Raw genomic sequence first — 14,880 nt, forward strand, 5'->3', positions numbered from 1 at the left:
TGAAAACACCAATTCACCGCCCTTATTATCCCTTTACTATTTTGACTTAAACCCAAGTTGGCCGTTATGAAAACCTCATACAACAGACTTTTAGTTCTTGTTTTTACCCTGTTTATATTGGCTACCAAAGCCGCTTATGCATCCTCTAACCATGGTTATGCCGTCGATTTATTAAAAGGAGAAGGCAATGTAACAGGGGCAAAGCTTGCGTATCAATATCACCCTCAAGGAATGCAAAACTTTGTCGGCGATGCTCGTTTTTATTTAGAAACCAGCGTTAACGTGTGGCAATACCGCCATGATCAACAATCGCAATCCAACGTAGTCTTAGCTGTGTCACCGGTAGTGCAATTTCCAGCATTTAGTGTGTACAACACCCCCTTTTATGTAGAGGCAGGTATTGGTTTTTCATTACTTGATGAGCGCTATTTTGCCGATAAAAACCTAAGTACTCACTACCAGTTTGAAGATAGGATAGGCCTAGTGGCGGATTTTGGTGAAACCAATGTAGCGCTGCGAATTATTCACTATTCAAACGCCGGATTTAAAGCGCCCAACCCAGGCATTAACTTTTTAACGTTATCGGTGGCACAACGGTTTTAATTGCTTATTTACAGTCCTAGAGAGGATTGCGGCTTTTATTTAAAGTGGTCATAATTACCGCTTAATAAAAAATAAGAGCATCGCAATGCAAATTTGGCAAATCGTACTCGTTATCGTGATTGTACTGGCTATTGTTATCGGCAATTTAGTACTGCTGCGTTTAAGTGCAAAAAGCGAGTTTAAACCTTCAGCACCAAGCTCATCTGCGCAAAGCAAAGAAACAAAAAAGCCCTGAATAATCAGGGCTTTTTTTCGTTTAAATGATTGTTCTAACCAACTAACCAGTGTGCCATTAAGGCAATAACTGGCAAGGTTACTAAAGTTCTGAGAATAAAAATAACAAATAACTCAAAAATATTAACCGGTATTTTACTACCTAATAAAAGTGCGCCCACTTCAGACATATAAATAAGTTGCGTTACACTCATTGCTGCAATAATAAAACGTGTTACATCGCTTTCAATTGAGCCTGCGGCTAAAATAGACGGAATAAACATATCTGCAAATCCCACCATAATCGTTTGCGCCGCCATTTCGGCTTCAGGTATTTGTAGTAATTCTAAAAATGGAATAAACGGCATACCTAAATATTGAAATATTGGCGTGTACTCAGCAATAATTAAAGCAAATGTACCCACAGCCATTACCACAGGTAATACTGCAAACACCATATCAAATGCGTTGTGTAAGCCCTCTTCAATTGTGCCTTTTAAGCCTGGTGCTTTTTCTGCTTTAGTTAATGCAACATCAAGTGAATGCTTAAATAATGTTTTGCCTTCAGGAACCAATTCAGCGTTTCCATCGGGCTCTTCACCATCAATAAGCACGTCCTTTTTAAAACGCAGTGGCGGTAAACGCGGAACAATTATCGCAGCCACTACACCCGCTAAACACACGGTTAGGTAAAAAGGTGCAAATAAATATTCAAGCTTTACTTGGCCAATAACAACCAAACAAAAGGTAATTGATACAGCAGAGAAAGTGGTACCAATAATCGCAGCTTCACGTTGAGTGTAGTATTTATCTTCATACTGGCGTGCAGTCATCAAAATACCGACACTGCCATCACCTAACCACGAAGCAACACAGTTAACTGCACTGCGCCCTGGTACGCCAAACAATGGACGCATTACTTTAGTAAGTAAGGTACCCACCAGCTCAAGTAAACCAAAATTAAGTAATAACGGCAGTAACAAGCCCGCTAAAATAAACACCGAAAACAACACCGGTAGTAAATCTTTTAATACTAATAAACCGGTATTTTCTGAGGTAATAGCATGCGGCCCAACTTGAAAATAAGTTAAAAGCACAAACGCCATACCAAATAACCGTGTTACTAACCAAATCCAACTCACATTAAACAAATGATTTAATAAGCGAAATTTGGTTAAGCTTTTCGGTTTAAACACACTAAATATCAACGACATAACGCCAGTAATACAAATAATTGTTGCTATTAGCCCTAGTGCTATTTCACTAAATAAGGCTTGAATTGCTTTTGCCATTACCGCAATAGGAATTGTCATTATTTCGCCAGACGGTACTGGCGTCATGAACAAAAAAACACCGATTAAAGAAGGAATTAAAAAAACCAACCATACTTTCAAATCATAACTTTTTTGAACCGGTGCTGGGCGTGATGAATCTAACTGAGACATATTTTCAACCTGTAAAAACCACAAAAAGAGCTAAGTGCTCTTTTTGTGGGAAGTATTTATATTTATTAAATTTTAATACCGCGCTTGATTAACGCCGCTTCTAATGCTTGTTGTAACCCATTCATTGTACCTGGTTCAAGCGTTTCGCCTTTGTCATCCATCCACGTTAGACTGGTGCCACCTTGTTTGGTTTTGCTAACCAAAATTTGGTATTGACCTTCATCAATTGGAAGCTCTGTTGGTACATCGCCCCAAATTGAATCCCACACACTGCTTTCTACTTTCGCATAATCTGCTGTAATTAAACCTGTCTCTTGGTTTACTTCAACAATTGTGAACGACAAACGCTCTAAAAATCCAGAAAAGCGATCGAATACGGTGTCATACGTTTGCTCAGTAACAAGTGCGGCATTGCCTTTGTTATCAAACCCGAGTTCTAACGAGATGATCCCTTGACGCTTACGCATATCAACTTCAAGCTGACGGTAGCGGTAATCAAACTCGCTCACTACTTGGTTAAGCGCACGCACTTCAAGCTGTTGTTTTAATAAATCAGTTAGCGGCTTATCACCTTTAAAATCAATAAGCTCAGCGGTTAAAGACGCTGTGCGTTGGTGTTCTTTTTCTTCAATGGTAAATTTAAAACGCTCTAAATCAACGCTTTCATCATTGCCCCATAACCAGCTTTCTTCAGGCTTTACAATAGCGTACCAATCGGTTACGAGTGTTCCTTGCGTTTTATCTTGCTGTGTTGCGTTAATGTTATTATCAGCAAGCACCGCTTGAATCGAATCCCAAATAAACACATCTAAATCTTCAATGCCGTCATTTTTATCAAAATAAATACGCGCTTGTTTATCTGCTTCCTCAACCCAACTGCCTTTAGCAATGGTTAAAACTTGCGCCGGCGGACGATAGTTTGTTGCCTCCGGATTATTATCATATTGACCCACATCCATTTTATAAACAGGATCTTGAGCGGGTTGAGATAACGATGCAGGCGCTTTAACCGGCTCATGGGCGCGGTAATTACGCTCATTATGAGCATCACTTGTAAATACACTACACCCTGACAAACTTACCAATACACTTACTGCTAGTGCTTTTGGGATCCAATACTGCACAGATAATTCTCCTTAGCATACCCTTAATTGTTTTAACAAATATATGAGTGGGTAATGCCGATTTGGTTCAGTGTAAAATCAATATTAACTTTACATTTATAATTTGCTTGCCTAACTGCATTCAGCCTATGAGATAACAAACGGACTAGGCTACAAATAGACACATTTTTGCTATGGTACTTTCACAAGCTTGTAAAAACAAGAAACACTGCACTATTAACCGCCTAAAATTAACCGCTGCTATAGTTTAACGCGGGTTTTGTGTTAAACTTTGCCGCCGTGCAACGCTACGTGTTTATTTTTTTGTTGCCAAGTCGGTTGTTTTCATCCAAGTAACTTAGGTACTTTAAAACCCATGACTGCATTTTCAAATCATCAAATTGTTTTAACCGCAATTGGCGAGGATAGATCGGGCATCGTCAGTGAACTTACTCAACTCGTAAGCGATTGCCACTGTAATATTATAGATAGCCGTATTGCAATTTTAGGCAACGAATTCACCTTTATTATGCTACTTAGCGGTGATATGTCAGCCATTAGCCGCATAGAGCATACATTACCGACCAAAGGCATGGAGCTTGGACTGCTCACTATGATGAAGCGTACTTCAAGCCATAATCAAAGCGAATTTTGTGCAGGCTATACCTTAGAATATACCGGCATAGACACCCCTGGCACATTAAGTAAAGTAACGCGTTTTTTTGCAGATAATAATATTAATATTTGCTCATTAAAATCAGATACCTACGAAGAGGAAACTGAGCTTAAAATGCGCTGTGAACTTGAATTTAATATTCCCGTTGACGTTGATATTGACCAATTTAAAATTAGTTTTGAAAACCTTTCGCACGTTTTAAACGTAGATTACATCTTTCGACGTATTCGCTAAGGAGTTTAGCATGAACAAAATTACCCCATTACAAAGTGGCGACACAGCACCGGCTTTTAGCTTACAAAACCAAAATGACGAAACCGTCGTGCTCAGCGAGTTATTAAAAGAAAAACAAGTACTGGTATACTTTTATCCTAAGGCGTCAACACCTGGCTGTACCGTACAAGCCGAAAACCTGCGTGACCAACAAGCCGAGCTTGCTAAATTTAACACCCATGTTGTTGGCATAAGCCCAGATCCGATTAAGCGCCTTAAAAACTTTGAAACAAAAAAAGAATTAAACTTTGATCTACTTTCAGATGAAGATCATGCCATTGCTGAGGCATTTGGGGTGTGGGGCTATAAAAAGTTTATGGGCAAAGAGTACGACGGTATCCACCGCCTCACTTTCTTAGTAGGCCAAGACGGTAAAATTAAACACTTGTTTGATAAATTCAAAACCAAAGATCACCACCAAGTGGTATTAGATTATTTAGCAGCTGAATAAAGGCTAAAGGCTAAAGGCTAAAGGCTAAAGGCTAAAGGCTAAAGGCTAAAGGCTAAAGGCTAAAGGCTAAAGGCTAAAGGCTAAAGGCTAAAGGCTAAAAGGCTAAAGGCTAAAGGCTAAAGGCTAAACAAGATAAAAATAAAAGCGTTGCTCAAGAGCAACGCTTTTTTGGTTTTTAAAGCACCAAATCAATTAAGCTATTGTTGCCAATAAAGCGGTTCACCGAAAACATCAGCAAAGTAATCAATAAGCGCCCTAACATTTAAAGGGGCATAGCGTGTGTGTGGATAAATAGCCGCTATTTGCTGAGGCTCTGTTTTAATTGCTGCATCATAATTAGGTAACACCTTTACTAAAGTACCCGCCTTTAAATGCTCACCAATAAGCCAATCAGGAAACAGCACTAAACCCATGCCTTTTAATGCACAAGTTAATAATGTATCAGCGTTATTTGAGGCAAGTAATGGTGCAACAGAGTAATGAGCCCATGATGCATTTTTAGCTTTAAACAGCCAACGATTCGCGCCTGAAGAACCTTTGTAAATTAAGCATTGATGATTTTTAAGTGCAGATGGGTTAGTAATTTTAGGGTTGTTTTTCAAATACGCTGGTGAGGCTGCTAAATGATACACTTGAGTACCAAATACGCGCGCATGTAACGAAGAGTCGGTTAACGCACCGATACGAAATATAACATCGGTGGCATCTCGATGCGGGTCAATAAAGTCATCAGTAAGTGTTAACTCTATTTGTAAGTTTGGGTAGCGAATACTTAACTCAGGCAACCAAGGAGCAATGTGCCTTTGGCCAAAAAATACAGGCGCATTAATTCTAATTAACCCGGTTGGTTCGAGCGTTCTGTCTTGCAGCTCTTTTCTCGCGTCATTCATTTGCTCGGTGATTGTTTGTGCATAATCTAAAAACAACCGACCCGCTTCTGTTGGCACAACAGCACGGGTATTTCGATAAAAAAGCTGCTGCCCTAGTGCATCTTCTAATTGTTGAATAGTGCGTGAAATATTTGACGCAGACACCCCCTCCCGCCTAGCCACCTCTGAAAAACTATGGGTATTAAAAACACCGATAAACGTAACGAGTGTTTTAATGCTCACTGTATTTATGTCATTCATTTGTGCAATTCCTGCAAAAGTCAATTCTGGATTGTAGCGTTTTTCTGGCTTATTAGCTGGGTTAAAATGGTATTAATTACTATTTGGAGGATATAAATGCAATTTCTATTAATATTACTGACCTTTATGGGCGGTATGGGTTTGTCCGTAGAAGCGGGGTTATTAGGGCCTTTGGGTAGTGAAGTGGGTGAACTGTGGGCCACATTTAGTATATTTGCGGTTGGTGCCGCCTTAACATTTTTGCTAATGCTGTTTTTTAGCCCTCGTAATAGTCCTTCATTTTTTAGCCAGCCCCCTTCTTTATTATTAGGTGGCGTGCTTGGCCCTGTTTACGTGGTTATTTTAACAATTGCAACGCCAAACATCGGCATAGCCATGACAATGATCGGCATACTCGCAGGGCAAATTTTCAAAAGCTTAATTATTGACCATTACGGTTTGTTTGGCACCACTGAACGCAAAATCGATGTTAAACGCATTATTGCTTTGGCGTTTATTATTATCTCTCTGGTTTTTATGGCACAAGGATAAACTCACTATGACTATTATTATGATTTTTCTAGCTGTAATTGGTGGCGCAACATTAAGCATTCAAGCAGCCTTAAACGGACGACTAGGCGGTAACGTCGGTGTTTTTAAAAGTGCTTTTTTAACCTTTTCTGTTGGTGCACTAGTAACCGCACTGCTCATATTTTATTTTGAACCAAATCATGCTGTAACCTTAATGGATGTACCAAAATGGCAGCTACTTGGTGCCATGTGTGGCGTACCATACATTGTTATTATGGTGCTTGCGGTGCAAAAAATAGGTGCAGCGTTGGCAACCGTCGCGGTTATTTTTGGTCAACTAACCATGAGTGTATTAATTGATAATTTTGGCTGGCTTGGTAATGAGGCTATTGCATTGTCACCCAGTCGACTAGCGGCGTTAGTGTGTTTAGCCATTGCATTATTTTTTATTTATTCAAGCGGTAAAGTTGAAAACAAAAAATCGTAGTATAAACCTAAAAAACGTTGCTCAAAGGCAACGTTTTTTATTGCTTTAGCACTTTAAACTTTGGCATCGCGGCCGATAACAACATTAATAAACATACTATTATGGATAATAAACCGTGATACAGCTAAATAAACACTCAGCCTTTGACGTTAAAATTACAGCCGAAAAAACAAATATTACACAACAAACAAAAGACACAACAAAAAATCAGGACAACACTGATTATCAATTATCAGACAAAGAACGCAATAAACTCTCAGGAAAAGAGGCTGAGCAAAACGCTGAAAAAACAGCAAATTCAGAAATGCCTGAATATATCGCAAAAATGATAGAGCAACTTAAAGAGCTTAAACAGCAGCTTGAACAACAAAAAGAGCTACTCTCTCAATTAAAAACTCAATCCGATCCGGAAGACGAGGTCATACAAGCACAAATTGAAGCACAGGCAAATATTGTTTCATCAACACAATCTCAAGTAGTCGCGCTGGTACAAATGATTAGCCAAGCCATGAAAGACGCCGGTATTACTGACGCAGGTGCACTTGTTAGTGCCATTGTTTGAATTTTCAGAGCCAAGTATTCAGCGTTATACAAATCTACCTTACAAAGGCGGCTTTATTTTTATCATCGGCTTATTATTTCAATGATAAATATGCCTACCCTAGCGGTTAAAAAACCACGTTGTGCTTGCGTTCTCACTCTTCATCTAACAGTGCTTGCTGATAAATTTTATTAAACTGTTCAGCAGGTAAGTCAGCCGCAAAGTGGTATATAAGCGCTTTATATTCATCGCTTTGAATTAATTTTGAGAGTGTATTATTAAAGTTCTGCATAAATTTTATATTTTCTTCACTGCGCTCACACATTAAATGCCCAACAGTAAACGATGTTTTTAATTTCAAATCAAAGGAGTGAATATCAGCATCTGTTATATCGTGCCAATACGTGGCTACATCACTGGGGTATTCAATAGACGCATCAAACTCTTGCAACTTCGCTAATTGTTGTAATCTAGAGAATATATTAGTGGGAGCTGGTTTTATTTTAGTTTTATCTACCTCTTCAAGTAGAGACATAATGTCTTCGGAGAATATTCTGAATTTTGATAACCCCAACCTTAATCCACTTTGTGACACCAACTCGTCTAAATTTTTTATATGTTTAAATTGAGCCAAGTTATTTGGAGAATAAAGTCGCGGTGCGAGATACAAAGAAAACGGCTTTGATATTAAATAGCGGCTTGCTCGTTCTGGCGTGTTAATTTTATTGGCGAAACAATGACTAATGCCAAATTGCACCTCAACATTGGTATCTGGCGCTTTTACAAACTCAATTCTGTAATCTCGCATTTCAGCCAAAATTAACTTATAAAGCTGCGCGTCGAGTGATTTTCCTTCGGTAACTGAGTTCAGTCGTAGCAAAGACTCATCGTTACTACTCAATACGATTTTTGTTTTATTTGCGTCAAACTCTGCAAAACGCGTATTTTCATAATCTGATTTATATAATGCCTGCAACCTTCCCGATGATTTTAATTTTGGCATTGTTTGGTCAAATCTTCGCGCCAAGGCTTTCCCTTTTTCATTATTCGAAAAGGCTAAATAAATAGGCCTTGCGGGCACAACCTCTACATAATTAAGCTTTGATTTGTACTCTTTGGGAATGTTGTAGTCAAAATCAACGAAAGCATCTATGCGTTTATTGAGTAGCAGTGCCACTGCGTTTTCAATAGTAGAAGCCGGGTAATAATCGTGTGGGTATTCAATAAACTTATCGAAATTGTAGCCATCAAGCCAGCTTAATACTTTGTTGTTTAAATCAGACAGTTTATTAAACTTATGAGCAGAATCTACAAAATACGCATTAATTGGGTAATCGTAGTCTAAATACCAATTAGGATAATAAGCTAAAGGAATATCCTCTTTAGCAACACCAACAACAATATCATATTGTTTTTGTTCAAATAAATTGGTAATTCGTTTGTAAGTACTAAAATCAAACTCGAGCTGTTCATCCGCATAAACTTCTTTTAATAATTCAATATAAACGCCTGTTTCATCCGGATTAGTGTAATCAACCCAGTGAGTCACGCCCACTTTTACAGTAGCAAAAGCCGAGTTTATAAAAACATAAGAAAAAACAAACAACGGTAGTAGGTATTTAACCAAGCGCATTCTCCCAATCACTTAGTTTAATATATGCACCCCCCGTATACTTTGCAAACTTAGGTGTTAGTTTGAGGCTCAAGGCTCAAGGCTCAAGGCTCAAGGCTCAAGGCTCAAGGCTCAAGGCTCAAGGCTCAAGGCCAATACAAAATAAAAACAAAAGCGCTGCTCAATAACAACGCTTTTAAATATTAGCTTTTCTTAAAAATCATAGAAAAGTTAGTGATAGTAATATCTTAGGTAATTTGTTAAAACTTTACAGAAGAAAAGTGAGCGTGGTATGGATATAAACCTGCACGACTCGCGCACTATAAGATTATTAAATCGCTCAATAAGGACAAGTATTGAATAAAGAAGAGTACAAGGAAAGTGGGATCTTATATGCGGTGTTTACTACCGTTTTATTATATTTCTTTTTTAAAATTACTTTAATTTTCTCTATGGGGTTAGATTGGAGTTCAATTTGTCTAAGCTTCCTTTGGGATAATATTGATACTGCAATTACACCTTTTACGGCATTTTTAATAGTGGCAGTTTTAAGCTGTGTCTGGTTTTTTTATTGCGCCATAAAGTACAAACGAAAAGTTGGCAAATCAGCATATTTCCTATTGGCTGTTGGAGCGGTGTTTTATTACTTTTGGTTCAAAGGCTTTTACGGTTTTTGGCAGCTAATGAGCTACGAGAAAAAAGAAATTACATTACAAGAGTTTTATGAAAAAACGGGTGGTACAGAAAGGTTGAAATTTTTGTTTGGTAATAAACTTAACCAAAATGTATTGTGCAAATCGCAATTGAACAAAACAAATTAGAAGTGGGATAAAAACAGATTATTTTGTTCGTTCCCAACAAGTTATTGCCAACTATCTTCTGCCGTTTATTTACGGCGTTAACATGTTATACACTTTTCAAAAAATGGAGTTTGAAAATGAGAAAAGAGTTCGAATTCACAGTTAAGGGCCATAAAATTAAAATTGTTAACTCATGGTTTGGTGGTGCAAAACTATATGTTGATGGCGATTTTCGTGATCAACATTCTACTTTTATTGCTAATGGCAAAACGGCACTTCTTTCAGCTAAACTTGCTGATCTTGGTGTTTTAGAGATTTTCCCCATATCTGCTTTAATATCTGTAGAAATGGATGCATTTTTAATTACGGACGATGAAAGGTTGCAAGTATACAGCTCACATAAGCGTTTAAACTTAACACAGCAGCGATTAGCAAAATAAACACATAGGTAAAATATGAGACTATTAATGGCCCCTTTATTACTCATTATTGCTGGATGCAGTAGTGTTGCGCAAAAAGATGAACAATATTCGCCGTGCTCTGAAGCATGGTTTAACCATGTTGAACAGCAAATTAATACCGGTGACGGTTATGGACATGGGCCAGACATTGGCTCTTTAGAATGGCGCTCTGTGATCATGTTTAAACTCGGTATTAGAGATAAGCCAAACGTACCAGAATTAAATACACCGCAGTGGTGCCAGTTTATTGATGAAAATTATATTTAAAGCCTGCTTGGCTTTATGAGCTGAAATTTGTTGAGTTAGGTTGGGGTTTACTCACCCAACCTAGGTAATATAACTTAACGCCAAGCAGTTTAACGCTTACAGCTAAGCACTTATAACTGCTCTTTCTGTTTAACTAATACCCAAATACTTATGTACTTGAATTGATAAGCGCCAGTTTTTGGCGATACAAGTATCAATGGCTAATTTAGTTGCCGACGTTTTTTGGCTGATTGGCTGTAAATATACCAGTTTTGGGTTAACACCCGTGGCGACAAATAACTCTTCCAGTTCTTCTACGTGCTTTTGCATAGCAACCGGATGTTTAATTTCATCGGCGCGTTGCATAGCACTGCTCAATACTTTGTAACCACCACGCATATTAATTTTTGGCGATACCGTAACCCACGTTTGGGCAGGGGCAAGAATTTCAAAGGTGCCACTGGTTTCTATTTGTGTGCTAAAGCCATGATCATGCAGTAAATTACATACTGGGTTCAAATCATACATGCAAGGTTCGCCACCGGTTATAACAACATGCTTGGCGGTATAGCCACGGGATTTAAATAACTCAAGTACCTGCGCTGCACTGGCCTCGGCCCAATGATCTGAGTCGGCTTTTTTTTCTACCGTGTCATCAAGTGATACTTTATATACGTTATCAACATCCCAAGTTTGCTTTGTGTCGCACCATGAACATCCCACAGGGCAACCTTGCAGGCGTAAAAAAATAGACGGCGTACCAGTAAAACTCGCTTCACCTTGAATGGTTTCAAACACTTCATTAATTTTGTACAAAAGAAATCTCACTTACAACCTGACGGCAAAATTGTTACTATTAGAAATCACAAAGCACGGTGCAAAAATTGTCATTTATGCCTTGGCCGTGTAGTATATCGCGCCCTGATATAAACCTCTATCAAAACTAAAGAGCAAACCACGTATGACGCAAAAAGTAGTTGTTATTTATTCCGGCGGTATGGACTCATTTACTGTATTAAATAAAGCCCTGCAGCAAGGCCATGATGTTTATGCCCTCTCGTTTGATTATGGTCAGCGTCATGTTAAAGAACTTAAAGTCGCCGCCAGCGTATGTGAAAAGCTAAATGTACCGCACAAAATTGTTGATATATCGGCAATTAATCAGCTTATTGGTGGTTCGTCGTTAACGGACGATATTGATGTGCCAGAAGGCCATTACGAAGAAGAAAGCATGAAAAGCACCATTGTGCCTAATCGCAACATGATTTTACTTTCTTTAGCGGTAGGTTATGCGGTGTCGCTTAAAGCAAGCAAAGTATATTACGGTGCGCATTCGGGCGATCATGCTATTTACCCAGATTGCCGCCCTGAGTTTGTTAAAAAGATGGATGATGTGTGTCGTATTGCTAATTACGATGCGGTAGAAATTTTTAGCCCGTATTTAAATAATACTAAAATCGATATTTTAACCGATGGTATTAAAATGGGATTAGACTACAGCCAAACATGGACCTGTTATAACGGTCGTGATAAGGCCTGTGGCAAATGTGGCGCTTGCCAAGAACGTTTAGAAGCCTTTGAGCTGAACAACGTAACCGACCCGCTTGAATACGAGTAAAGTTTAAAATAAGCACACTATAAGGCTACCAAGGGTAGCCTTTTTTAGTATGAAAAAACATTAAAGCCAGCGTTTTACCCGCGATTTGTAATCCTCAAATTGCTCACCAAATAACTGATGTAACGCCCGCTCTTCGGGAATGATTTGAAACAGCGTTAAATAACCAACGTAGCCCACAATACCTAAAAAAGCCCAAATAGAGCTTAGCCACACGCCCCACCCCGCCAGTATAAAAGCAAAGCCTAAATACATAGGGTTACGTGAGAGTTTATATACCCCTGAGGTAACTAAGCTTGTTGCTTGCTCAGGTTTATTTGGTAGTACCGTGGTTTTGGCTAAACGAAAACTGACGACCCCAGCAACACAAAAGAAACAACCTATAGCGACTAATCCTAATGCTAGGTAAGTTATGAAGGCGGTAAAGTCTATTACTGTGTAATGCGCAATCAGTGCCATAACAGCAGCGAAAAATACCACAACGACAACCGGTGGAATTTTATTATTTAACATACCTATTCCTTGTATCGATTAAAAAAAACTGCATGGTTACTATATGGTGGCGGCACAAATAATAACAATGACTTTATAAATACAAATAAAGTTACAATTAATTAGCTTTATCGGCGCTTAATTATGGTTATAATTTAAACTTAAAATAAAATTAAAGGAAGTAATTATGTCTGGCACAACAATGATAGTTCTCATTGTACTTATTTCTGTAGGTTCGGGGGTTATTTACGATATGTATAAAAAGCACCTTGAGTTTAAACATAAAGTTCAAGACAACAATCAAGATGCTCATAAGCAACTAGCAGAAGTAACCGCGCAAGTGACTGAACTCAAACAGCGAGTACAAACACTTGAAGCCATTGTTACCGACTCAAGCTATAGCGTAAAACAAGAAATAAACAAACTATAGCTGTCCCTTAGTTATAAATAATTAGGGTATAAATGTGCATTTTCTGGCTGCTCTATACCATGGGCAGCTAAAAACCCGCCAATGGCTTGTCCACACCCTTGGGGTGCCCTGCCGCTGTCTATTTCAAAGTTTAACTGATTCGCCTCTTGCTTACCCATAGAACATAAACTAACTGAACTTGGTGAACGCATGGCAATGCTTAGCTCCCCGACCTGCTCTGCGTGTACATCTTTACTAAAGCGCGCAAAGCCTTGGTATTTAAAATGCTCACTCACATACTCGTTACTTACAGCAACCAGTGCGGCAATAAAGCTATGTAAAAAGCTGTTGATTGTTGCATCAGGTGCTAAAAATGACAAGGTTTTATTATTAAATTCGCTTAGCTGACAACTATCGCAATGAAGTTTAACCGTATACACCTGCTCGCCGGTGATTATGGCTTGGCAGTTAATTAGCGCAATTTTATTATCCGCAAACACCAGGCGCTCTATCAGGTCGCTCAATGGAATATTTTTAAACGATGTGCTTTTAACAAGCTCAGGGTTTTGCGCCATAACAGGTAAATCATGATGATTATTAAACGGCGTGCTGGTTGCGCCTTGATGCTGCAGCTGAAAAAGCTCTCTTACTTCATGCTCGCGTGCCACTTTCAATGCTAAAAATGCTGTTTGAATAAGCTCTGAGGTTGGCAAATTTTGCTCTACTGGCCAGCGACGACCAAACAGTAACTTTTTTGCTTTGTTCTCAGCACGGTAATTATCTGGACTAAGTACCGCCACTTGCAGATAAATATCACTGTTTTTTTCTGCAGCTAACACACTAAAGTGAGTAGAAAAACTAATGTCGTTAAGCACTTCATTAACGCTGGCTAGCGTATGTTTGTAACGTAAAAAATGCTGGGGAACAATCCAATTATTATTGGCCAGTTGTACTAACGGCGCATACGAAATCGGTTGCTCGTAACTGTGTTGCCACTTTTGCCCATCGCCTAATAATGGCTCAATTTTTATATTTTTATCTGACATATTTAAACCAAATAAATCCGCCTAGTGGCAAGATATTAACTATGAAGCACTTTACGTAGTTAATCACAAAAACCGATCACACTGACAGGAGTATTTAGCATTCAAATACTCGTTGATACTCTGTTATAACTTTTTGATAGTAAAGTCTATCTTTATTGAGCATTCGAGTATAATGGTTAAGCAATTGCTGCTGATATTGATGATGTTGTGGATTGTGTTTATCCCACATTTGAGCACCGGTTTGAGTGAGTGTTTGGCTGGCATTTACACTAACGTGTAATACTTCGTAAAAACGTTTGTTTTCAACAATAATTTGCTCGTTTTCGAGCTTTAAATTACAGGCTTTTAAACCTTCGCGCACTTTGTAAAGATGCTGAATGGGGCAAATAATAAAACTGAGTTGGTGCAAGCTTTGCGGGTTGTTGGCAATAATTTGTTCAATAAGCTTTAAACATAAATCGCCCCCCACACCAGCAATAACCACCACTTGCTTTGCAGCTGTTGGCAATTTAATTTGCGCAACATCTTCGCAGCGCACTTGCCATGAAGGTAAAGATTTACCTTGCTCAAATTGTTGCAGCGACTGTTCGAGCGCTTCCATTAACGTTGGAATAATATCCACAAAATTTATATGTTTTGCTATATCGCGCTCAAGTAACGCCATCCCTAAAAAGCCATGATCGCAGCAACAATCCCAAACAATATCGTAAGGCTCTGTAATTAATGAATTGATGGCGTTTAAACGTTTACTCAGTTTCATTTAACTC

20 protein-coding genes are annotated in these 14,880 nt (G+C 38.7%); 12 read left to right on the forward strand and 8 right to left on the reverse strand.

Annotation, left to right across the window (positions count from 1 at the left end):
• Nucleotides 1–66: 66 nt before the first annotated feature.
• A complete protein-coding gene (locus PISS_RS09400; RefSeq protein WP_058154885.1) occupies nt 67–603 on the forward strand; it encodes an acyloxyacyl hydrolase in 537 nt (178 codons plus the stop codon).
• Between the two features lie 85 nt (nt 604–688).
• Nucleotides 689–838, forward strand: a complete 150-nt coding sequence (locus PISS_RS09405) for a DUF2897 family protein (RefSeq protein ID WP_096040836.1) — start codon at nt 689–691, stop codon at nt 836–838.
• A gap of 34 nt (nt 839–872) precedes the next feature.
• Here PISS_RS09405 and PISS_RS09410 read toward each other — a convergent pair whose 3' ends face one another.
• Both PISS_RS09410 and bamC read right to left on the reverse strand, forming a co-directional pair.
• Complete coding sequence (locus tag PISS_RS09410; RefSeq protein WP_024601116.1) at nt 873–2,261, reverse strand: YjiH family protein; 1,389 nt, start codon at nt 2,259–2,261, stop codon at nt 873–875.
• A gap of 65 nt (nt 2,262–2,326) precedes the next feature.
• On the reverse strand, nt 2,327–3,385 hold the full coding sequence (gene bamC / locus PISS_RS09415) for an outer membrane protein assembly factor BamC (protein WP_058154888.1): 1,059 nt from the start codon (nt 3,383–3,385) through the stop codon (nt 2,327–2,329).
• A gap of 355 nt (nt 3,386–3,740) precedes the next feature.
• Here bamC and PISS_RS09425 point away from each other — a divergent pair, with 355 nt between their 5' ends.
• Nucleotides 3,741–4,274 (forward strand): glycine cleavage system transcriptional repressor, encoded by a 534-nt coding sequence (locus PISS_RS09425; RefSeq protein WP_013465263.1) that lies wholly within the window; start codon nt 3,741–3,743, stop codon nt 4,272–4,274.
• Between the two features lie 10 nt (nt 4,275–4,284).
• Entirely contained in the window at nt 4,285–4,764 is a 480-nt protein-coding gene (bcp, locus tag PISS_RS09430) for a thioredoxin-dependent thiol peroxidase (protein WP_024601114.1), read from the forward strand.
• Between the two features lie 197 nt (nt 4,765–4,961).
• On the opposite strand, the gene PISS_RS09435 is transcribed toward bcp, so the two are convergent.
• Nucleotides 4,962–5,894 carry a LysR family transcriptional regulator gene (locus PISS_RS09435; protein ID WP_010388467.1) on the reverse strand — a complete coding sequence of 311 codons (933 nt, stop codon included), beginning with the start codon at nt 5,892–5,894 and terminating at the stop codon, nt 4,962–4,964.
• 96 nt (nt 5,895–5,990) lie between these two features.
• On the opposite strand from PISS_RS09435, the gene PISS_RS09440 reads away from it, so the two are divergent.
• The 3 genes from PISS_RS09440 (at nt 5,991) to PISS_RS09450 (ending at nt 7,453) form a co-directional block, all read left to right on the forward strand.
• Entirely contained in the window at nt 5,991–6,425 is a 435-nt protein-coding gene (locus tag PISS_RS09440; protein WP_054201161.1) for a DMT family transporter, read from the forward strand.
• A 7-nt stretch (nt 6,426–6,432) separates the two neighbouring features.
• Nucleotides 6,433–6,891 carry a DMT family transporter gene (locus PISS_RS09445; RefSeq protein ID WP_058154890.1) on the forward strand — a complete coding sequence of 153 codons (459 nt, stop codon included), beginning with the start codon at nt 6,433–6,435 and terminating at the stop codon, nt 6,889–6,891.
• A gap of 115 nt (nt 6,892–7,006) precedes the next feature.
• Nucleotides 7,007–7,453, forward strand: a complete 447-nt coding sequence (locus PISS_RS09450; RefSeq protein WP_024601113.1) for a hypothetical protein — start codon at nt 7,007–7,009, stop codon at nt 7,451–7,453.
• Nucleotides 7,454–7,586: 133 nt separating this feature from the next.
• Here the strand turns inward: PISS_RS09450 and PISS_RS09455 are convergent, their stop codons facing one another.
• The gene (locus PISS_RS09455; protein WP_058154892.1) at nt 7,587–9,065 is read right to left on the reverse strand and encodes a substrate-binding periplasmic protein; all 1,479 of its coding nucleotides are present in this window, start codon (nt 9,063–9,065) and stop codon (nt 7,587–7,589) included.
• 335 nt (nt 9,066–9,400) lie between these two features.
• Between PISS_RS09455 and PISS_RS09460 the strand changes: the two genes are divergently transcribed.
• The 3 genes from PISS_RS09460 (at nt 9,401) to PISS_RS09470 (ending at nt 10,572) form a co-directional block, all read left to right on the forward strand.
• Nucleotides 9,401–9,865: a hypothetical protein gene (locus PISS_RS09460; RefSeq protein ID WP_058154894.1), complete on the forward strand. Its 465-nt coding sequence runs from the start codon at nt 9,401–9,403 to the stop codon at nt 9,863–9,865.
• 116 nt (nt 9,866–9,981) lie between these two features.
• A complete protein-coding gene (locus PISS_RS09465) occupies nt 9,982–10,284 on the forward strand; it encodes a hypothetical protein (RefSeq protein ID WP_058154896.1) in 303 nt (100 codons plus the stop codon).
• A gap of 15 nt (nt 10,285–10,299) precedes the next feature.
• Nucleotides 10,300–10,572: a hypothetical protein gene (locus PISS_RS09470; protein WP_058154897.1), complete on the forward strand. Its 273-nt coding sequence runs from the start codon at nt 10,300–10,302 to the stop codon at nt 10,570–10,572.
• A 129-nt stretch (nt 10,573–10,701) separates the two neighbouring features.
• Here PISS_RS09470 and queE read toward each other — a convergent pair whose 3' ends face one another.
• The gene (gene queE, locus PISS_RS09475) at nt 10,702–11,367 is read right to left on the reverse strand and encodes a 7-carboxy-7-deazaguanine synthase QueE (RefSeq protein WP_055013381.1); all 666 of its coding nucleotides are present in this window, start codon (nt 11,365–11,367) and stop codon (nt 10,702–10,704) included.
• A gap of 145 nt (nt 11,368–11,512) precedes the next feature.
• Here queE and queC point away from each other — a divergent pair, with 145 nt between their 5' ends.
• Complete coding sequence (gene queC, locus PISS_RS09480; RefSeq protein ID WP_013465272.1) at nt 11,513–12,169, forward strand: 7-cyano-7-deazaguanine synthase QueC; 657 nt, start codon at nt 11,513–11,515, stop codon at nt 12,167–12,169.
• A gap of 60 nt (nt 12,170–12,229) precedes the next feature.
• Here the strand turns inward: queC and PISS_RS09485 are convergent, their stop codons facing one another.
• Nucleotides 12,230–12,679, reverse strand: a complete 450-nt coding sequence (locus tag PISS_RS09485; protein WP_024601107.1) for a methyltransferase family protein — start codon at nt 12,677–12,679, stop codon at nt 12,230–12,232.
• Between the two features lie 166 nt (nt 12,680–12,845).
• Between PISS_RS09485 and PISS_RS09490 the strand changes: the two genes are divergently transcribed.
• Nucleotides 12,846–13,088, forward strand: a complete 243-nt coding sequence (locus PISS_RS09490; protein WP_013465274.1) for a hypothetical protein — start codon at nt 12,846–12,848, stop codon at nt 13,086–13,088.
• Between the two features lie 11 nt (nt 13,089–13,099).
• On the opposite strand, the gene PISS_RS09495 is transcribed toward PISS_RS09490, so the two are convergent.
• On the reverse strand, nt 13,100–14,113 hold the full coding sequence (locus PISS_RS09495) for a hypothetical protein (RefSeq protein ID WP_058154900.1): 1,014 nt from the start codon (nt 14,111–14,113) through the stop codon (nt 13,100–13,102).
• A gap of 94 nt (nt 14,114–14,207) precedes the next feature.
• On the reverse strand, nt 14,208–14,873 hold the full coding sequence (locus PISS_RS09500; protein WP_024601105.1) for a tRNA (adenine(22)-N(1))-methyltransferase TrmK: 666 nt from the start codon (nt 14,871–14,873) through the stop codon (nt 14,208–14,210).
• Nucleotides 14,874–14,880: the final 7 nt, after the last annotated feature.

The sequence above is a fragment of the Pseudoalteromonas issachenkonii genome (assembly GCF_002310795.1).
GTDB classification, from domain to species: Bacteria; Pseudomonadota; Gammaproteobacteria; order Enterobacterales; family Alteromonadaceae; genus Pseudoalteromonas; species Pseudoalteromonas tetraodonis.